Below are 17534 nucleotides of genomic sequence, written 5' to 3'. Positions count from 1 at the left end.
TGGCAAAACTGTGCAATGGGCGAATCTGAACGAACGAACTGTGTATGAGAATCGCTGGTTCCGGGTCAACCTGGCCGATGTGGTCATCCCCGACGGCCGTCATCTCGACCACTACCTCATCCGGCTCCGGCCCGTCGCGGCGGCCACCGCCGTCAACGAGGCCGACGAGGTGCTGCTGCTCTGGCGCCACCGGTTCATCACCGACAGCTGGGGGTGGGAACTGGCCGCGGGGGTGGTCGAGGACGGCGAGGACATCGCGGCCGCCGCCGCCCGGGAGATGGAGGAGGAGACCGGCTGGCGCCCCGGCCCGCTGCGCCCGCTGCTGACCGTGGAGCCGTCGAACGGCCTCACCGACGCCCGGCACCACTTCTACTGGTCCGAGGAGGCCGGCTGGACCGGTCATCCCAGCGACGACTTCGAGTCCTCGCGCCGTGAGTGGATACCGCTCAGGCTGGTGCCCGAGCTGATCGCCCGCGGCGAGGTCCCGGCCGCCGGCATGGCGGCCGGGCTGATGATGCTCCATCACTTGCGGCTGGGGTGAGGCGCCCTGAACCACGGACGGGGCCGGACGGGGGATCGCCCCGGCCGGCCCCGTACGGGCACGAGTCAGGAGTCAGGAGTACGGGTAGAAGCCCGAGCCCGTCTTGCGGCCGAGCCGGCCCGCGTCCACCATCCGCTGGAGCAGCGGGGGAGCGGCGTACAACGGCTCCTTGAACTCCGCGTACATGGAGTCGGCGACGGAGGCCACCGTGTCGAGACCGATCAGGTCGGAGAGCTTGAGCGGGCCCATCGGGTGGGCGCAGCCGAGTTCCATTCCGTTGTCGATGTCCTCACGGCTGGCGATCCCCGACTCGAACATCCGGATCGCGGAGAGCAGATACGGAATCAGCAGCGCGTTGACGACGAAGCCGGAGCGGTCCTGGGCGCGGATCGGGTGCTTGCCGAGGACGTCCTGCACCAGGGCCTCGGCGCGCTTCACCGTTTCGTCGGACGTCGTCAGCGCGGGGATCAGCTCGACGAGCTTCTGCACCGGGGCCGGGTTGAAGAAGTGGATGCCGATGACCTGGTCCGGACGGGAGGTCGCCACGGCCAGCTTCACCAGCGGGATGGAGGAGGTGTTCGAGGCGAGGATCGCGTCCTGCCGGGTCACCACCTGGTCGAGCACCTGGAAGATCTCGATCTTGACCTGCTCGTTCTCCACGACCGCCTCGATGACGAGATCGCGGTCGGCGAACTCTCCGAGGTCGGTGGTGAAGCTCAGCCGGGCCAGTGTCTCGTCGCGCTCCTCCGGAGTGATCTTGCCTCGTTCGGCGGCCTTCGAGAGGGAGTTGTGCAGCCGGGTGCGGCCGATCTCCAGCGCCTCGCCGGTGGTCTCGGCCACCATGACCTCAAGACCGCTGCGGGCGCACACCTCCGCGATGCCCGCGCCCATCTGGCCACAGCCCACCACTCCGACGCGTGCAATGTCGGCCATAGAGTCCGTCACCTCGTGCCTTTCGCTGTTCTCCGTGTCGCAGGTTCCCGTCTGATTCCGGTGCCCGCCCCGACCCCACGACGTTACTCCGCGGCCTACGGGTCATCACGGGCCGGGGCGGGCATGCTCTGCGTTACGCCTGAATACAGGGGCGACGGATGTTGACGACGAGGACAGAGAAACGGCAGGTGCAGGGATATGCGGCAAATGGCCCGAAGAGGCTTTGTGGCGGGTGCGGCCGGTGTGGTCGCGGCTGTGGTGAGCACGGTCGCCACGGCGGGTGCGGCCGTCGCGGTTCCGTCCCGGCAGGGCGGTTCCGGGCGGACGGGCGCGCCGCCGCGCCGGGGCGGTCACCACGTCGACCGGCGTGAACTGCGCGGCATGTGGGTCGCCACCGTGGCCAACCTCGACTGGCCGTCGAAGCCCGGACTGACGGCGGCCGCGCAACGGGCCGAGCTGATCGCCTATCTCGACGAGGCCGTCGACCGACGGATGAACGCCGTGATCCTCCAGGTCCGGCCGACCGCCGACGCGCTGTGGCCTTCCCCCTACGAGCCGTGGGCCGAGTACCTCACCGGAGCGCAGGGCAAGGACCCCGGCTGGGATCCGCTGGGCACCGCCGTTCGCGAGGCCCACCACCGCGGCCTGGAACTGCACGCCTGGTTCAATCCGTACCGCGTCGCCAACCACACCGACCCGTCCCGGCTGGTCGCCACGCACCCCGCCCGGCTGCACCCCGACTGGGTCCTGCCGTACGGCGGGAAGCTCTACTACAACCCCGGAATCCCCGAGGTACGCCGCTTCGTCCAGGACGCGATGCTCGACGCGGTCCGCCGCTACGACATCGACGCCGTGCACTGGGACGACTACTTCTACCCGTACCCGGTGGCCGGGCAGGTCTTCGGCGACGACGCCACGTACGCGAAATACGGCGCCGGCTTCCCGGACAAGGCCGCCTGGCGGCGCGACAACACCGACAAGCTGGTGCGCGAGACGGCCGAGCGGATCAAGAAGATCAAGAAGGACGTCCAGTTCGGAATCAGCCCGTTCGGGGTGTGGCGCAACGCCGCGACCGACCCGCTCGGCTCCGACACGAAGGCGGGGGTGCAGACCTACGACGATCTGCACGCCGACACCCGCGGCTGGATCAAGAAGGGCTGGATCGACTACATCTGCCCGCAGATCTACTGGAACATCGGCTTCGCCGCCGCCGACTACGCCAAGCTGCTGCCCTGGTGGAGCGAGGTCGTACGGGGCACGGGCGTCGATCTCTTCGTGGGCGAGGCCCTCTACAAGGCCGGTGACCCCGCGCAGCCCGCCGCCTGGCAGGACCCGGCCGAACTCTCCCGCCACCTCGACTTCGCCGCCGACCACGACCAGGTGCGCGGCCATGTCTACTTCTCCGGCAAGGACGTGGTGACCGACCGGAACGGAGCCATGGCCCGGGTGGTCGCCGATCACTACCGCAACAGGGTGCGTCCACCCCGCTGACAGAAGAATGCGTCCACCCCGCCGACAGGAGAAGCGGAGGGGACGCACCGAGCGCTGTGGGCGGGCCGTCGGGAACCCGTCGGCCCGCCCAGGTCCCGGGGGGCGAGGAGCAGCGCGTCCGCCGAAGGCCGCTACGAGGTCTTCGGCGCCTGCTTCCGGACGGCGGCGTGCTGCACGACGCTGTCGGGACCGGGTGAAATGAGGTGTTCGTGCCCGTCCTCGGAGCGGACGCGGTACGGGGGAGTACCCCCGGCACCGAGCACTTCGACGATTTCTGCGACATGGTCGTGCTGCCCCACGGTCCTGCCGTGCGTCAGCAGCCGGTCGCCCGCGTGTGCCTCCATCGGGAGTGACCTCCTCACGGGGTGGCGGTCCTTGTCGACAAGTCTATGACCGAACGGCGACTTCGCCCGGTGGAGGAGCGAGACTCTCATCCGGCGCGGCGGGCACGTCCCGCCCGCTGGGTGGCCGCGATGCAGACCAGTACCGCGACCGCCGCCACCGGAGCGGCGGCCGAGACCTTCTCGCCGAGCAGGAAGAACGACCACACCAGGGTCAGCAAGGGCTGCGCGAGCTGAAGCTGGCTGGCCCGCGGCACTCCGATCTCCGCCATCCCGCGGTACCAGATGTACAGGCCGAGGAAGGTGGACCCGGCGGCCACCCAGACCAGGCCGAGCACTCCGTGTGCGGTCAGCCGTACCGGCTCCGACGGCAGCGCGACCGCCGCTCCCGCGACCGCCAGAGGCAGGCAGAGGATCAGCGCCCAGCCGACCACCTGCCAGCCCGGGATGACCCCGGCCAGCCTGCCGCCCTCGGTGTACCCCGCCGCGCACACCAGCAGCGCACCGAACAGATACGGATCACCGCCGGACAACGAGCCACCGCTCTGCTGCACGGTGAACGCGATCACCACACCGGCCCCGGCGAGCGCCGCGATCCAGAAGGCGCGCGGCGGCCGCGCGCCGGTCCGCAGTGAGGAGAACACCGCGGTGGTCAGCGGGAGCAGCCCCACCACCACGGCCGCGTGCGAGGTCGTCGAGGTCTGCAGCGCCAGCGTGGTCAGCAGCGGGAAGCCCACCACCACGCCCGCTGCGACCACGACGAGCCCGGCCCAGTGCCGGCGGTCCGGCACCGGGACCCGCCCCGCGAGCAGCGCACCGCCCGCGATCACGGCGGCGAGCAGGGTGCGCAGCGACACCAGCGACCAGGGGCCGAAGCTCTCCAGACCCCAGGCGGTGGACGGGAAGGTCAGTGAGAAGGCGACCACGCCGAGTCCGGCGAGAGCCACACCCCCACGGTTCGCCGTACCGGCGGCCGTCGTTGGGGCTGCCGATGAAGCAACCGCTATCGTGCTCTTGCGAGTAGCGCTATCTTTGACTCTCATGCAAGAGCGTAGCAGTGTCGCTGAACTGGTGGAATCTCTTCGTAGTGAATTGAACCGCTACTCACCTGGTGGAAAGCTGCCGTCCAGCCGGGCCCTGGTGGAGCGGTTCCGGGTCAGCCCGGTCACCGTCTCCCGGGCCATCGCCCAGCTCGCCGCCGAGGGCCTCGTCGTCACCCGGCCCGGCTCCGGTGCCTTCCGGGCGCGGCCCCGCACCGAGGTGCCCCCGCCGGGCGACACCTCCTGGCAGGAGGTCTCGCTCAGTGGCGACGGCGGTCCCGAAGCGGTGCCGCGTACCGTCGACGCCTCGGGCGTCCTGGTCACGCTCGCCGCGCCGCCGCCCGGTGTCATCGAGCTCAACGGCGGCTACCTCCACTCCTCGCTCCAGCCGGAGCGGGCGCTCGCCGCCGCCCTCGCCAGGGCCGGTCGCCGTCCCGGCGCCTGGGCCCGCCCGCCCACCGACGGGCTGACGGAGCTGCGGGCCTGGTTCGCCCGGGAGATCGGGCCCGCCGTCACCGCGGCCGACGTGCTGATCACCGCGGGTGGCCAGAGCGCCCTGGCCGTCGCCCTGCGCGCGCTCGCCCCGCCCGGCGCCCCGGTCCTGGTCGAATCACCCACCTACCCGGGCATGCTGGCCGCCGCCCGCGCCACCGGCCTGCGGCCCGTACCGGTGCCCGTGGACGCCGACGGCGTACGGCCGGATTTGCTCGCCGCCGCGTTCCGGGCCACCGGCGCCCGGGTCTTCGTCTGTCAGCCGCTCTTCCAGAACCCGACCGGAGCGGTCCTCGCTCCCGAGCGGCGCGGGGACGTCGTCCGGATCGCACGTGCGGCGGGGGCCTTCGTCGTCGAGGACGACTTCGCCCGCCGCCTGGTCCACGACGACGCCGGGCCGCTGCCCGCACCTCTGGCAGCGGAGGACCCCGACGGTGTGGTCGTCCATGTCTGCTCCCTCACCAAGGTCACCTCGCCCAGCCTGCGCGTGGGTGCGCTCGCCGCGCGCGGCCCGGTGCTGGGGCGGCTGCGGGCCATTCAGATCGTCGACAGCTTCTTCGTCCCCCGGCCGCTTCAGGAGGCCGCGCTCGAACTGGTCGGCTCCCCGGCGTGGGGTCACCACCTGCGTGCCGTATCGGCCGAGCTGAGGAACCGGCGCACCGCCATGACCACGGCTCTGCGGCTGGAGCTCCCCACACTCACGCTCCCCCTCGTTCCCGCGGGCGGCGGCAGCCTGTGGCTGCGCCTGCCCGAGGCGGAAGCCGGCACGGACGAGTCCGCGGTGGTCTCGGCCGCACTGCGCGCGGGCGTGGCCATCGCACCCGGCCGCCCGTACTTCTGCGCCGAACCCCCGTCCTCGCACATCCGGTTGAGCTATGCCACGGTCGCCGGGGCGGCCGAGATCGCCGACGGGGTGCACCGTCTGCGTACCGCCTGCGACGAGGTCCTGACCGGCTTCGGGGTATGAACCCCGGCCGGACGTGACGTCATGCCCCCACCGGCACCCGCCGAGGGTGTCCACGGCGTCCACGGCAAGGGCGGCTTCAAGCCACGGAAGCACTTCAACCGGTGGGTGCGCTTCCGGCTCGGCCGAGCCGGAAGCGCCGGCGAAGACACTCTTGACCCGCGTGGCGTTCGGCTCCACGATCGCCGCCATGACTGTTCGAGTCTCGCTCGTCGCCGCGGCGCGCAGCTCCGCCCTGCTCGCCGAGCGCTTCGACGACGACCGGCCGCTCGACCACGCCGGCTGGCACGAGGTGCAGCTCGTCGCGCACGCCCTCGTGCCCCTGGGCGCCGCCGAACTGCGCTACTGCTCACCGACCCCGCGCGCCCGCGCCACCGGCGAGGCCCTCGGCTACGCGCCGCTCGTCCAGCCGGCCCTGCGCGACTGCGACATGGGCCGCTGGCGCGGCTGCACCCTCGCCGAGGTCGCGGCCTGCGAACCCGCGGCCGTCGACGCCTGGCTCGCCGACCCGCGCTCCGCCCCGCACGGTGGCGAACCGCTGCTCGCCTTCATCTCGCGCATAGGGGGCTGGCTGGACACCCGCCCCGCGTGCGACGGGGCCATCGTCGCCGTCGCCGAACCGGCGGTCGTCCGGGCCGCCCTCGTCTACGCGCTCAAGGCCCCGCCGTCGGCGTACTGGAACGTCGATGTCCGACCTCTGTCCACGGTCACGCTCACCGGCATGCCGGGCCGCTGGAGCCTCAGGCTCGAAGCAGGAGCTTGCTGACCGCCCCGCTGTCGCGGGCTCGGGTTCGAAGCGGGAGCCCGCCGACCGCCCCGCTTGCTCGGGTGCGCGGAGTCTTCCCGCCGGTCCGACGGGTCGGCACGTTGCGTGTCCGTCGAGTCCACCGGCATGCCCGGGGTGAGGAGGCCGAGGCCACCGTGCCGCAGATCCACGGCCACTGCGACGACCGGTTCTCCGCGGTTCGCGGCGCGTTCGAAGCGAATTTCCGGGAGCGGGGGAACTGGGCGCGGCCGTGACCGTGCTGGTCGACGGAGAGCCCGTGGGCGACCCCCGGGGCGGCTGGGCCGACGGCGCGCGCACCCGCCCCTGGGAGCGGGAGGCCCTGGTCAACGTCCGGTCCACTGCCAAGGGGCCGACCGCCCTGTGTGCCCACATCCTCGTCGACCGGGGCCTGCTCGACCTCGATGCCCCGGTCGCCGCGTACTGGCCGGAATTCGCCGCAGCGGGCAAGGAGGCCGCGCTCGTGCGCCATCTGCTCTCGCTCCGCGCCGGGCCGGCCGGGCTCTCTCCGAGGGGGTCGTCGAGCGTGTCCACCGGCGCCGCGATTCACGCCGCGCCGCCGCGTCGGCGTCGGGGGACCTCCTCGGACCCCGCCGACCCTCTCGTCGCGCGGCGGCATCCGCCATCGTCCCCGAGCCCCGGCATCGGCCTTCGCGACCACGCCCGGGTCGTGAAGGCCGACCCCGTTGCCCGTGACCCGACCAACGGGGTCGGCCGGGTCGCGGGCAGCGGCCCGTGGGCGAGGGATGTCCGACAGTGGTCCCAAGGGCAACGGTCGCCCGGCAGGGGGCCCTGCCCCGTCGCACGTGCCCCGGACGGTCCGGTGCCGGTCAGGCATCCTTGGCCGGTCAGGCCTCCTTGTTCGAGGCGCCGGCGACGAGTGTGACAGCCTCGGCGAGCGCCGTCTCGGCGGTCGCCTTGTCGAGGCCGAGACCCGTCAGCACGCCCGCGCCGTCCTCCTGCTCCAGCAGGGCCAGGAGGATGTGCTCGGTGCCGACGTAGTTGTGGCCCATCCGCAGGGCTTCCCGGAACGTCAGCTCCAGCGCCTTACGGGCCCCGGCGTCGTACGGGATGATCTCCGGCACCGCGTCGGCCGCGGCCGGCAGTGCCTCCGCCGCGGCCCGGCGGACGTCGTCCGGCGCGACGCCCTGGGCCCTGATGAACGCCGGGCCGAGCCCCTCCGGCTCGCTGAGCAGCCCCAGGACCAGGTGCGCGGTGCGTACCTGGTCGTTGCCCGCCGCACGGGCCTCGTTCTGCGCCGCCATCACGACGTTCCTGGCCCGCTCGGTGAAGCGGCTGAACCCCTGGCTGGGGTCGAGGTCCGACGGCTCGCCGGGGTTCTTGGCGACGAACCGCTTCTGGGCCGCCTGCCTGGTCACCCCCATGCTCTTCCCGATGTCCGTCCAGGAAGCGCCGGACCGCCGGGCCTGGTCCACGAAGTGCCCGATCAGATGGTCGGCGACATCGCCGAGGTGGTCCGCGGCGATGACCGCGTCGGAGAGCTGGTCGAGGGCGTCGGTGTGGACCTTCTTGATGGCCTCGATCAGTTCGTCGAGGCGCACGGGATTGGTCATGCGTACGGGATTCACCATGCGTCAACCGTAGGTTGACAGACCCCCGCTGTCAACCGGTGGTTGACGGTGGGCGGCGAACGTCGTGCGGCGGCGGGGTTCAGAGCAGTGCCGTGCAGAAGACGCAGCCCTCCTGATGGTCCGGCGCGCACAGGACGCGGTGCCGCACGCACGAGGCCATGGCGGCCTCCTCCGGGCCGGGGAAGGGGGAACGGCAGCGCCGCCGCTCGGCACCGGCCGGATCGAACGTCTCGACCATGTCCCGGTACCGCCGCAGGCAGTCCTCGGCGAACGGCGGTTCGTAGTCCAGCTCGTCCCACCGGTGCCTGCGCAACGCGAGATCGAGCACCCGCAGGACGAAGTCCTTCGCCGCGGCCCGCTCGTGCGGCGAGCGGCCCCAATCGATGTCCTCCAGATCGAACCCGACCGTCCCGCGCCCCATGATGTTCTGGTCCTGCCAGGCCAACAGGGTGGCGAAGCGGTGGTCCCAGGAGCTCTCGGCAAGATCGGACACGGCCAGCATGAGCACATCGACGAAGACGTCCGTGCCCCCGTTGGACATGGACAGACTGCGGCCCCCGCCATGAAATACGTTCCCCATCCCGACACCGTATCGAGCGAAGGCGCGCGTTCGGCCTGTCAGCCGAAATCGGCCGGTCCGTCGGCCGAGGCCGGCCGGTGCGGCGCGGGCGCACCATCGCCCGCCCGGTACGACGGAGCGCGCCGTCCGACGGGGTCCGTCGGACGGCGCGCTCGTGTCGGTGATCCCGCGTACGGGTCAGAGGGTTCCGCTGTCGGCGATGGTGATCTTCGCCGAGGGCCGGCCGCTCTGCGAACCGAGGGCCTCGATCTTCTTGACCAGGTCCATGCTCTCCTGGTTGTCGACCTCGCCGAACACCACGTGCTTGCCGTCCAGCCACGACGTCACGATGGTCGTGATGAAGAACTGGGAGCCGTTGGAGTGGGGGCCGCTGTTGGCCATGGACAGCAGGCCCGGCTTGGTGTGCGCGAGCTTGAAGTTCTCGTCCGCGAACTTGGCCCCGTAGATGCTCTGGCCGCCGGTGCCGTCGCCCCGGGTGAAGTCGCCGCCCTGCAGCATGAAGTCGGGGATGATCCGGTGGAAGGACGACCCCTTGTAGCCGAAGCCCTTCTCGCCGGTGGCCAGCTGGCGGAAGTTCTCCGCGGTCTTGGGCACGACGTCGTCGAACAGCTTGAACGTGATCCGCCCGGCGGGCTCGTCGTTGATGGTGATGTCGAAGTAAACCTTGCTCGTCATGGAAACCATCCTGACATCGACGCGCCCGGAGCCGACGGGCGGGCAGGGTATCGGGCCCGTTGGCACGGCAGGGGTGGACACCGCGGCCCTGGCGCCCGCTGTCCTGCACGTCGACTACTGGTTAGCCTGAACAGGGGGTGCGCAGGCTCAGGGAGGTCCGTTGTGACTGTGGAGGCCAATGCGAGCACCGGGACGTTCAGCGCTTTCGGTGCATCCCCGGGTGTCGGCGCGCCCCGCTATCTGCCGGTTGCCGAGCACGGCCTGATCGGCGATCTGCGCAGCGCGGCGCTGGTGGGCAGCAACGGCACCATCGACTGGTACTGCTGCCCGCGCTTCGACGCACCCAGCGTCTTCGCCTCGATCCTCGACGCCGACCGCGGCGGGTACTTCGAGCTCGCGGCGGACGCCCCGACGCGTACCAAGCAGTTCTACTTCCCCGACACCAATGTGCTGATCACCCGCTTCTTCTCGGAGGACGGGGTCGGCGAGGTCCAGGACTTCATGCCGGTACTCGACGATTCGCGCGAGGCCGACCGGCACCGTCTGATCCGCCGCGTGGTGTGCGTCCGCGGATCGCTGCCGTTCCGCGCCCGTGTGGCCCCCCGTTTCGAGTACGGGGCGCAGCCGCACACTGTGCACGTACAGCATGGCCAGGCGGTCTTCGAATCGCCCTCACTCACTCTCGCGCTGACGTCGAGTGTGCCGTTGGAGGTCTCCGGCCCGGACGTATGGTCGCTGTTCAAGCTGCACGAGGGCGAGTCCGCGGTTTTCGCCCTCGACCGGGTCGGCGGCGACGTGGTACCCCGCTTCTGCCCGCTGGCCGAGGCGGAGCAGCAGTTCAACGCCACTGTCGGGTACTGGCGGCGGTGGCTGTCCCGGTCGCGGTACCGCGGTCGCTGGCGGGAGATGGTGCACCGCTCCGCCCTTACTCTGAAGCTGCTCACCTACGCCCCGACCGGCGCCATCATCGCCGCGCCGACCACCAGCCTGCCCGAACGCATCGGGGGCGAGCGCAACTGGGACTACCGTTACGTATGGATCCGTGACGCGGCGTTCTGCGTGTATGCGCTGCTCAGGCTCGGCTTCACCGAGGAGGCCGAGGCCTTCATGGGTTTCCTTTCCGAGCATGTCCCCCTCGAAGTGACCGGGGCGACCGGCCCGCTGCAGATCATGTACGGCATCGACGGGCGCCGTGAGCTGCCCGAGCGCGAGCTGACCCATCTCGAGGGGTACCGGGGCTCGGCCCCCGTACGCGTCGGCAATGATGCCGTCGGCCAGTTGCAGCTGGACATCTACGGGGCGCTCACCGACGCCCTCTACCTCTACAACAAGTGGGGGCAGCCCATCTCCAGTGCGCACTGGGACAGCATCAGCGAGGTGGTCGACTGGGTGTGCGACCACTGGGACCAGCCCGACGAGGGGATCTGGGAGACGCGTAGCGGGCGCAAGAACTTTCTCTACTCGCGATTGATGTGCTGGGTGGCCATCGAGCGCGCCATGCGGCTGGCCCAGCATCGCGGCCTGCCCGCCGACATCGTGCGGTGGGGGCGGGCCCGGGATGCGATCTATCGCCGGATCATGCGCCATGGCTGGTCCGACGAGCGGCACGCCTTCGTCCAGTACGAGGACGGCCATGTCCTGGACGCGTCCCTCCTGATGATGCCGCTGGCGAAGTTCGTCTCCCCGACCGACCCGAAGTGGCTCGCCACGCTGGACGCGCTGGGCGAGGACCTGGTGTCCGACTCGCTGGTCTACCGCTACGACCCGGAGGCCAGCCCGGACGGACTGCGGGGCGACGAGGGCACGTTCTCGATCTGCTCGTTCTGGTACGTCGAGGCGCTGGCCCGCGCCGGCCGCCTGGACGAGGCCCGACTCGCATTCGAGAAGATGCTCACGTACGCCAACCACCTCGGTCTGTATGCGGAGGAGATCGGCCACACCGGGGAGCAGCGCGGGAACTTCCCCCAGGCCTTCACCCACCTGGCGCTGATCAGCGCGGCCTTCGATCTCGACCGTGCGCTCGGCTAGGGCAGAGTCTTTGCATAAAAGTGCATAGCTGCGTATAGTCATGCCATCGACGAGGAGGATTTCGATGGTGGTACGTGCAGCGGTGGCAGGGGCGAGCGGATACGCCGGTGGGGAGCTGCTCCGTCTCCTGCTGGTCCACCCCGAGGTCGAGATCGGGGCCCTCACCGCCAACTCCAACGCGGGACAGAAGCTCGGTGCGCTGCAGCCGCACCTGCGGCCGCTCGCCGACCGGGTGCTCCAGCCGACCACGCCCGAGGTCCTCGCCGGCCACGACGTCGTCTTCCTCGCCCTTCCGCACGGGCAGTCCGCCGCCGTCGCCGAGCAACTCGGCGACCAGGTGCTCGTCGTCGACATGGGAGCCGACTTCCGGCTCAAGGACGCCACGGACTGGGAGAAGTTCTACGGTTCGCCGCACGCCGGGACCTGGCCCTACGGCCTGCCCGAACTGCCGGGCGGGCGCGCGGTGCTGGCCGGGTCCAGGCGCATCGCGGTGCCCGGCTGCTATCCGACCGCCGTCTCGCTCGCGCTCTTCCCGGCGTACGCGGCCCAGCTGGCCGAGCCCGAGGCCGTGATCGTCGCCGCTTCGGGCACCTCGGGGGCGGGCAAGGCGGCCAAGCCGCATCTGCTCGGCTCCGAGGTGATGGGCAACATGACCCCGTACGGCGTCGGCGGGGCCCACCGGCACACCCCCGAGATGATCCAGAACCTCAGCGCCGCCGCCGGCGAACCGGTCACGGTGTCCTTCACGCCGACCCTGGCGCCGATGCCCCGCGGCATCCTCGCCACGTGCAGCGCGAAGGCGAAGCCGGGCGTCAGCGCCGAGTCCGTCCGTAACGCGTACGAGAAGGCGTTCGCCGACGAGCCGTTCGTCGACCTGCTTCCGCAGGGGCAGTGGCCCGCCACCGCCGCCGTCGTCGGTTCCAACGCCGTGCAGATCCAGGTCGCGTACGACGAGGCGGCGGGCCGGATCGTCGTCGTCAGCGCCATCGACAACCTCGCCAAGGGCACCGCCGGCGGTGCCCTGCAGAGCATGAACATCGCCCTCGGACTTCCCGAGGACACAGGTCTTTCCACGATCGGAGTCGCACCGTGAGTGTCACGGCAGCACAGGGGTTCTCGGCGGCGGGCATCGCCGCGGGAATCAAGGAGAGCGGTAACCCGGACCTCGCCCTCGTGGTCAACCGCGGTCCGCGCCGCGCCGCCGCGGGTGTCTTCACCTCCAACCGCGTCAAGGCCGCCCCCGTCCTCTGGTCGGAGCAGGTCCTCAAGGGCGGCGAGGTCAGCGCCGTCGTCCTCAACTCCGGCGGTGCCAACGCCTGTACGGGACCTCAGGGCTTCCAGGACACCCACGCCACCGCCGAGAAGGCAGCCGAGGTCCTCACCGGTCACAGCGTCGGCGAGATCGCGATCGCCTCGACCGGGCTGATCGGAACCCTGCTCCCGATGGACAAGCTGCTGCCCGGCATCGAGACCGCTGCCGCCGCGCTGAGCGAGCACGGCGGCGAGAAGGCCGCCATCGCGATCAAGACCACCGACACCGTCCACAAGACCGCCGTCGCGGGCGGCGAGGGCTGGACCGTCGGCGGCATGGCCAAGGGCGCGGGCATGCTCGCCCCGGGCCTCGCCACCATGCTCGTCGTCCTCACCACCGACGCCGACGTGGACGCCCCGGCACTGGACACGGCGCTGCGCGCCGCCACCCGCACCACCTTCGACCGGGTCGACTCCGACGGCTGCATGTCGACCAACGACACCGTGCTGCTGCTGGCCTCCGGCGCGAGCGGGATCACCCCGGAGCAGGGCGAGTTCGCCGAGGCCGTACGGACCGTCTGCGCCGACCTCGCCCGGCAGCTGATCGGTGACGCCGAGGGCGCCTCCAAGGACATCCGGATCGAGGTGATCAACGCCGCGACCGAGGACGACGCCGTCGAGGTGGGCCGCTCCATCGCCCGCAACAACCTCCTCAAGTGCGCCATTCACGGCGAGGACCCGAACTGGGGCCGAGTCCTGTCCGCGATCGGTACGACGAAGGCCGCCTTCGAGCCCGACCAGCTGAACGTCGCCATCAACGGCGTGTGGGTCTGCAAGAACGGCAGCGTCGGCGAGGACCGCGACCTCGTCGACATGCGCTACCGGGAAGTGGAGATCACCGCCGACCTGGCCGCCGGCACCGAGTCGGCCGTCATCTGGGCCAACGACCTCACCGCGGACTATGTCCACGAGAACAGCGCGTACAGCTCATGACCGCGGCGCGGAAGCACACCGCACTCCCGAAGGCGCAGATCCTCATCGAGGCGCTGCCCTGGCTGACCCGGCACAACGGCAAGACCGTCGTCATCAAATTCGGCGGCAACGCCATGGTTGACGAGGAGCTGAAGGCGGCCTTCGCCCAGGACGTGGTCTTCCTGCGGCAGGCCGGCCTCAAGCCGGTCGTCGTGCACGGCGGCGGCCCGCAGATCAGTGCCCAGCTCGACAAGCAGGGCCTGGTCAGCGAGTTCAAGGCCGGTCTGCGCGTCACCACGCCCGAGGCGATGGACGTCGTACGGATGGTGCTGGCCGGACAGGTCCAGCGCGAGCTCGTCGGCCTGCTCAACCAGCACGGCCCGCTCGCCGTCGGCCTGACCGGCGAGGACGCCCACACGATCACCGCCACCCAGCACCGGCCGACCATCGACGGTGAACGCGTCGACATCGGCCGGGTCGGCGAGATCACCGCCATCGACACCGGAGCCATCCAGGCGCTGCTGGACGACGGCCGGATCCCGGTCGTCTCCTCCATCGCACGCTCCGCCGACGACCACCACGTCTACAACGTCAACGCCGACACCGCGGCCGCCGCGCTCGCCGCCGCGCTCGGCGCCGAGACACTGATGGTCCTCACCGACGTGGAGGGTCTCTACGAGGACTGGCCCCACAGCGACGACGTGATCAGCCGTCTCACCGCCGGCGAGCTGGAGAAGCTTCTTCCGGAGCTGTCCAGCGGCATGGTGCCGAAGATGCAGGGCTGCCTGCACGCCGTGCGCAACGGCGTCGAGACCGCGCGGGTCATCGACGGCCGGGTCCAGCACTCGATCCTGCTGGAGATCTTCACCGACGAAGGAATCGGCACGATGGTCGTGCCCGACGCACAGGGGGAGTCATGAGCAACCAGGAGCTCTCGCAGCGCTGGCAGCACGCGCTGATGGACAACTACGGCACTCCTCAGCTGTCCCTCGTCCGCGGCGAGGGGGCCCACGTGTGGGACGCCGACGGCACCGAGTACCTCGACTTCGTCGGCGGCATCGCGGTGAACGCGCTGGGCCACGCCCACCCCGCCGTCATCAAGGCCGTCTCCACCCAGATCGCCTCCCTCGGCCATGTCTCCAACCTCTACATCGCGCCGCCGCCCGTCGCGCTCGCCGAACGGCTGCTCCAGCTCTTCGGCCGAGAGGGCCGGGTGTACTTCGCCAACTCGGGAGCCGAGGCCAACGAGGCCGCCTTCAAGATCGGCCGGCTGACCGGGCGGACCCACATGGTCGCCACCGACGGCGGCTTCCACGGCCGGACCATGGGCGCGCTCGCCCTGACCGGCCAGCCCACGAAGCGCGAGCCGTTCCTCCCGCTGCCCGGCGACGTCACGCACGTCCCGTACGGCGACGCGGAAGCGCTGCGGGCCGCCGTGACCACCGACACCGCGCTGGTGATCATCGAGCCCATCCAGGGCGAGAACGGCGTGGTCGTGCCACCCGCGGGATACCTGGAGGCCGCCCGGGAGATCACCCGGGCCACCGGCGCCCTGCTCGTCCTCGACGAGGTGCAGACCGGCATCGGCCGCTGCGGTCACTGGTTCGAGCACCAGGCCCACCAGGGCGTGGAGCCCGACGTCGTCACCCTCGCCAAGGGGCTCGGCGGCGGTCTGCCGCTCGGCGCGACCGTCGCGTTCGGCCCGGCGGCCGAGCTGCTGAAGCCGGGCCAGCACGGCACGACGTTCGGCGGGAACCCGATCGCCTGCGCCGCCGGTCTCGCCGTCCTGGACACCCTGGCGGCCGATGGCGCCCTGGACCAGGTGAAGCGGCTGGGCGAGAAGATCCGGGACGCAGTGGAGGGGCTGGGGCACCCTCTGGTCTCCCACGTCAGAGGCTCCGGGCTGCTGCTGGGTATCGTGCTCACCGAGCCCCTCGCGCCACAGGTGCAACAGGCGGCTCAGGGAGCCGGAATCCTGGTGAACGCGCCCGCCCCCGATGTCCTGCGGCTCATGCCGCCGCTGGTCATCGGCGACACCGAGGTGGACGCGCTCCTCCAGGCTCTGCCCGGCGCCCTCGACGCGGCAAAAGGGGACGGACGATCCGGAGAATGAGGCGACGACGATGACCGAGGCGCAGGAAACCGAGCACGGCGGGCCGTCCGTGCCGCAGACCCGCACCGCACGCCACCGCCGGATCGTGGACATCCTGAACCGGCAGCCGGTGCGCTCGCAGAGCCAGCTGGCCAAGCTCCTGGCCGACGACGGGCTGAGCGTCACGCAGGCGACGCTCTCCCGTGACCTGGACGAGCTGGGTGCGGTGAAGATCCGCAACACCGGCGGCGAGCTGATCTACGCGGTGCCGAGCGAGGGCGGTTTCCGTACCCCGCAGGCACCGTTGGGCGGGTCCGCGAAGGAGGAGCGCATGCGGCGCCTCTCCGCCGAGCTGCTCATCTCGGCGGAGGCCTCGGCCAACCTCGTGGTGCTGCGTACGCCTCCGGGCGCGGCCCAGTTCCTCGCCTCGGCCATCGACCAGGCCGAACTGCACGACATCCTCGGCACCATCGCGGGCGACGACACACTGATGCTGATCAGCCGTGACCCGGCGGGCGGACAGGCGCTCGCCGACCATCTGCTGCGACTGGCCCAGAACGAGCGCTGAGCTGGCCGGGCCGGCCGGCGCCGTCAGTAGCGGGTGATCGCGGTCGGGCCCGAACGGGTCCCGATCGCGATGTGCGGACGGCGGGCGGGGTCCACCCAGTCGAGGATCCGGTCCATCGCGGCCGCCGGTACGGAGACACAGCCGGCGGTCGCACCACGTCCGTTGACGTGGAGGAAGATCCCGGCGCCGCGCCCCCGCACCGGCCGCTCGTAGTTGAAGCCGATGACGAGCGCGCGGGTGTACTGCGTGGGATACGCGATCAGATGCTCCGCCTCGGCGGCCCGGCAGTCGGTGGGACGCGGCTCCACCCAGCGGTTGTAGGACCGCGCCTCGTTGTCCTCGCACCACCAGGACCGGCTGGTGACCCGGCGGTACGGGTGGACGGTGCCGGCCGGCGCGGCCTTGACCCCGAAGGCGTACGGCAGGTCGTACAGGCCGGTGGGCGTGGTGTCGGTGCCCTGCTTGCGCGACGCCCCCTCGGCGAGGCCCTTCGCGGGGCCCGCGAGTGCGAGAAGCACCGAACCCGCCACCAGAAGTCTGCGCATGCACCGGACGCTAGACCGTCCACCCCCGGACCTGCGCCGTACGGCTCAATCCCCTGCCGCGCGCGGCAGGACCGGCAGCGGGAGCGGCAGACCGGGCAGCCCGTCGATACTCGTCCCGACGTGCTCCTTCTTCTCGGAGTAGGCACTGAGCGACGCGTCGTCCTCGCGGGCGAAGCGCTGGGCGTGCAGTGGCCGGTCCTCGTCGTAGGACATGAAGGGCACGGCGTATCCGCAGGTGTCCCGGATCAGCTCGGCCTCGACCACGATGACGGCGCGCAGCCCGTGCGGGGTGGGGTCCACCCCGGGGAAGTGGGTGAGCAGCGGGGCGAAGCGTGGATCGTCACGGAAGACCGGCTCACCCCGGCCGTGCACCCGCACGATGTTGGGCGGTCCCTGGAAGGCGCACCACATCAGCGTGATGCGGCCGTTCTCGCGGAGGTGGGCGACGGTCTCGGCATTGCTGCCCGCGAAGTCCAGATAGGCCACGGTCCGCTCGTCGATGACGGCGAAGGAGCCGCTGACCCCCTTGGGGGAGAGGTTGACCGTGCCCTCTCCGTCCAGGGGTGCGGTCGCCGTGAAGAAGATGTGCTGCTCTTCGATGAAGGTCCTGATCCGCCCGTCGATACGCTCGTACGTTTTTCCCAT

At 71.1% G+C, this 17534-nt stretch carries 17 protein-coding genes and 2 pseudogenes; 11 read left to right on the top strand and 8 right to left on the bottom strand.

Going from position 1 to position 17534, the window contains the following annotated elements; all coding sequences use genetic code 11:
• The first annotated feature begins 10 nt into the window (after window positions 1-10).
• Window positions 11-541, top strand: a complete 531-nt coding sequence (locus tag ABZ826_RS08520; protein WP_361444204.1) for an NUDIX domain-containing protein — start codon at window positions 11-13, stop codon at window positions 539-541.
• 72 nt (window positions 542-613) lie between these two features.
• Here the strand turns inward: ABZ826_RS08520 and ABZ826_RS08515 are convergent, their stop codons facing one another.
• Complete coding sequence (locus tag ABZ826_RS08515; RefSeq protein ID WP_361444201.1) at window positions 614-1474, bottom strand: 3-hydroxybutyryl-CoA dehydrogenase; 861 nt, start codon at window positions 1472-1474, stop codon at window positions 614-616.
• A gap of 198 nt (window positions 1475-1672) precedes the next feature.
• Between ABZ826_RS08515 and ABZ826_RS08510 the strand changes: the two genes are divergently transcribed.
• Window positions 1673-2965: a family 10 glycosylhydrolase gene (locus tag ABZ826_RS08510; RefSeq protein WP_361444198.1), complete on the top strand. Its 1293-nt coding sequence runs from the start codon at window positions 1673-1675 to the stop codon at window positions 2963-2965.
• A gap of 131 nt (window positions 2966-3096) precedes the next feature.
• Here ABZ826_RS08510 and ABZ826_RS08505 read toward each other — a convergent pair whose 3' ends face one another.
• Both ABZ826_RS08505 and ABZ826_RS08500 read right to left on the bottom strand, forming a co-directional pair.
• On the bottom strand, window positions 3097-3309 hold the full coding sequence (locus ABZ826_RS08505) for a DUF1918 domain-containing protein (protein ID WP_361444195.1): 213 nt from the start codon (window positions 3307-3309) through the stop codon (window positions 3097-3099).
• Window positions 3310-3395: 86 nt separating this feature from the next.
• Entirely contained in the window at window positions 3396-4349 is a 954-nt protein-coding gene (locus ABZ826_RS08500; protein WP_361444192.1) for a DMT family transporter, read from the bottom strand.
• On the opposite strand from ABZ826_RS08500, the gene ABZ826_RS08495 reads away from it, so the two are divergent.
• The 3 genes and pseudogenes from ABZ826_RS08495 to ABZ826_RS08485 all read left to right on the top strand — a co-directional run.
• Window positions 4348-5805: a PLP-dependent aminotransferase family protein gene (locus ABZ826_RS08495; protein WP_361444189.1), complete on the top strand. Its 1458-nt coding sequence runs from the start codon at window positions 4348-4350 to the stop codon at window positions 5803-5805. The two genes, ABZ826_RS08500 and ABZ826_RS08495, sit on opposite strands and share 2 nt — an antisense overlap.
• A 187-nt stretch (window positions 5806-5992) precedes the next feature.
• Window positions 5993-6568, top strand: a complete 576-nt coding sequence (locus ABZ826_RS08490; RefSeq protein WP_361444186.1) for a histidine phosphatase family protein — start codon at window positions 5993-5995, stop codon at window positions 6566-6568.
• Between the two features lie 155 nt (window positions 6569-6723).
• A pseudogene (locus ABZ826_RS08485) lies at window positions 6724-7091 on the top strand (serine hydrolase domain-containing protein); the annotation flags it as partial.
• Between the two features lie 343 nt (window positions 7092-7434).
• Here ABZ826_RS08485 and ABZ826_RS08480 read toward each other — a convergent pair.
• From ABZ826_RS08480 to ABZ826_RS08470, 3 genes are all read right to left on the bottom strand, one after another.
• Window positions 7435-8178, bottom strand: coding sequence for a Clp protease N-terminal domain-containing protein (locus ABZ826_RS08480; RefSeq protein WP_361444183.1), 744 nt, complete (start codon window positions 8176-8178; stop codon window positions 7435-7437).
• A 79-nt stretch (window positions 8179-8257) separates the two neighbouring features.
• On the bottom strand, window positions 8258-8758 hold the full coding sequence (locus ABZ826_RS08475; RefSeq protein ID WP_361444180.1) for a hypothetical protein: 501 nt from the start codon (window positions 8756-8758) through the stop codon (window positions 8258-8260).
• 177 nt (window positions 8759-8935) lie between these two features.
• Window positions 8936-9433 carry a peptidylprolyl isomerase gene (locus ABZ826_RS08470; RefSeq protein ID WP_361444177.1) on the bottom strand — a complete coding sequence of 166 codons (498 nt, stop codon included), beginning with the start codon at window positions 9431-9433 and terminating at the stop codon, window positions 8936-8938.
• Window positions 9434-9673: 240 nt separating this feature from the next.
• Between ABZ826_RS08470 and ABZ826_RS08465 the strand changes: the two genes are divergently transcribed.
• From ABZ826_RS08465 to ABZ826_RS08440, 6 genes are all read left to right on the top strand, one after another.
• Window positions 9674-11461, top strand: a complete 1788-nt coding sequence (locus ABZ826_RS08465) for a glycoside hydrolase family 15 protein (protein ID WP_361444391.1) — start codon at window positions 9674-9676, stop codon at window positions 11459-11461.
• 64 nt (window positions 11462-11525) lie between these two features.
• Window positions 11526-12554, top strand: coding sequence for an N-acetyl-gamma-glutamyl-phosphate reductase (argC, locus tag ABZ826_RS08460; RefSeq protein ID WP_361444174.1), 1029 nt, complete (start codon window positions 11526-11528; stop codon window positions 12552-12554).
• The gene (argJ, locus tag ABZ826_RS08455; protein WP_361444171.1) at window positions 12551-13705 is read left to right on the top strand and encodes a bifunctional glutamate N-acetyltransferase/amino-acid acetyltransferase ArgJ; all 1155 of its coding nucleotides are present in this window, start codon (window positions 12551-12553) and stop codon (window positions 13703-13705) included. Before argC ends, argJ begins: the two co-directional genes overlap by 4 nt.
• Complete coding sequence (argB, locus tag ABZ826_RS08450) at window positions 13702-14604, top strand: acetylglutamate kinase (RefSeq protein ID WP_361444168.1); 903 nt, start codon at window positions 13702-13704, stop codon at window positions 14602-14604. The genes argJ and argB overlap by 4 nt, the downstream gene beginning before the upstream one ends.
• On the top strand, window positions 14601-15797 hold the full coding sequence (locus tag ABZ826_RS08445) for an acetylornithine transaminase (protein WP_361444165.1): 1197 nt from the start codon (window positions 14601-14603) through the stop codon (window positions 15795-15797). Before argB ends, ABZ826_RS08445 begins: the two co-directional genes overlap by 4 nt.
• Window positions 15798-15807: 10 nt before the next feature.
• A complete protein-coding gene (locus tag ABZ826_RS08440) occupies window positions 15808-16344 on the top strand; it encodes an arginine repressor (RefSeq protein ID WP_093541137.1) in 537 nt (178 codons plus the stop codon).
• Window positions 16345-16367: 23 nt separating this feature from the next.
• Here the strand turns inward: ABZ826_RS08440 and ABZ826_RS08435 are convergent.
• Together ABZ826_RS08435 and ABZ826_RS08430 are read right to left on the bottom strand one after the other, a co-directional pair.
• A pseudogene (locus ABZ826_RS08435) lies at window positions 16368-16832 on the bottom strand (L,D-transpeptidase family protein); the annotation flags it as partial.
• A gap of 102 nt (window positions 16833-16934) precedes the next feature.
• Window positions 16935-17534 (bottom strand): pyridoxamine 5'-phosphate oxidase family protein, encoded by a 600-nt coding sequence (locus ABZ826_RS08430; protein WP_361444161.1) that lies wholly within the window; start codon window positions 17532-17534, stop codon window positions 16935-16937.

Origin of the sequence: Streptomyces sp. NPDC047515 (genome assembly GCF_040643055.1) — a bacterium.
GTDB lineage: Bacteria > Actinomycetota > Actinomycetes > Streptomycetales > Streptomycetaceae > Streptomyces.
Note: the sequence above shows the minus strand (reverse complement) of the source record. Positions and strands in the feature narration are given on the sequence as shown.

What these genes read in the sequence shown, in the direction of transcription:
- ABZ826_RS08445 (WP_361444165.1), top strand. Translation starts at nt 14,601, where the DNA reads ATGAGCAACCAGGAGCTCTCGCAGCGCTGGCAGCACGCGCTGATGGAC.
- argB (WP_361444168.1), top strand. Translation starts at nt 13,702, where the DNA reads ATGACCGCGGCGCGGAAGCACACCGCACTCCCGAAGGCGCAGATCCTC.
- ABZ826_RS08475 (WP_361444180.1), bottom strand. Translation starts at nt 8,758, where the DNA reads ATGGGGAACGTATTTCATGGCGGGGGCCGCAGTCTGTCCATGTCCAAC.
- argC (WP_361444174.1), top strand. Translation starts at nt 11,526, where the DNA reads ATGGTGGTACGTGCAGCGGTGGCAGGGGCGAGCGGATACGCCGGTGGG.
- ABZ826_RS08510 (WP_361444198.1), top strand. Translation starts at nt 1,673, where the DNA reads ATGCGGCAAATGGCCCGAAGAGGCTTTGTGGCGGGTGCGGCCGGTGTG.
- ABZ826_RS08470 (WP_361444177.1), bottom strand. Translation starts at nt 9,433, where the DNA reads ATGACGAGCAAGGTTTACTTCGACATCACCATCAACGACGAGCCCGCC.
- ABZ826_RS08505 (WP_361444195.1), bottom strand. Translation starts at nt 3,309, where the DNA reads ATGGAGGCACACGCGGGCGACCGGCTGCTGACGCACGGCAGGACCGTG.
- ABZ826_RS08500 (WP_361444192.1), bottom strand. Translation starts at nt 4,349, where the DNA reads ATGAGAGTCAAAGATAGCGCTACTCGCAAGAGCACGATAGCGGTTGCT.
- ABZ826_RS08490 (WP_361444186.1), top strand. Translation starts at nt 5,993, where the DNA reads ATGACTGTTCGAGTCTCGCTCGTCGCCGCGGCGCGCAGCTCCGCCCTG.
- ABZ826_RS08440 (WP_093541137.1), top strand. Translation starts at nt 15,808, where the DNA reads ATGACCGAGGCGCAGGAAACCGAGCACGGCGGGCCGTCCGTGCCGCAG.
- ABZ826_RS08430 (WP_361444161.1), bottom strand. Translation starts at nt 17,534, where the DNA reads ATGGGAAAAACGTACGAGCGTATCGACGGGCGGATCAGGACCTTCATC.
- ABZ826_RS08515 (WP_361444201.1), bottom strand. Translation starts at nt 1,474, where the DNA reads ATGGCCGACATTGCACGCGTCGGAGTGGTGGGCTGTGGCCAGATGGGC.
- ABZ826_RS08480 (WP_361444183.1), bottom strand. Translation starts at nt 8,178, where the DNA reads ATGGTGAATCCCGTACGCATGACCAATCCCGTGCGCCTCGACGAACTG.
- ABZ826_RS08495 (WP_361444189.1), top strand. Translation starts at nt 4,348, where the DNA reads ATGCAAGAGCGTAGCAGTGTCGCTGAACTGGTGGAATCTCTTCGTAGT.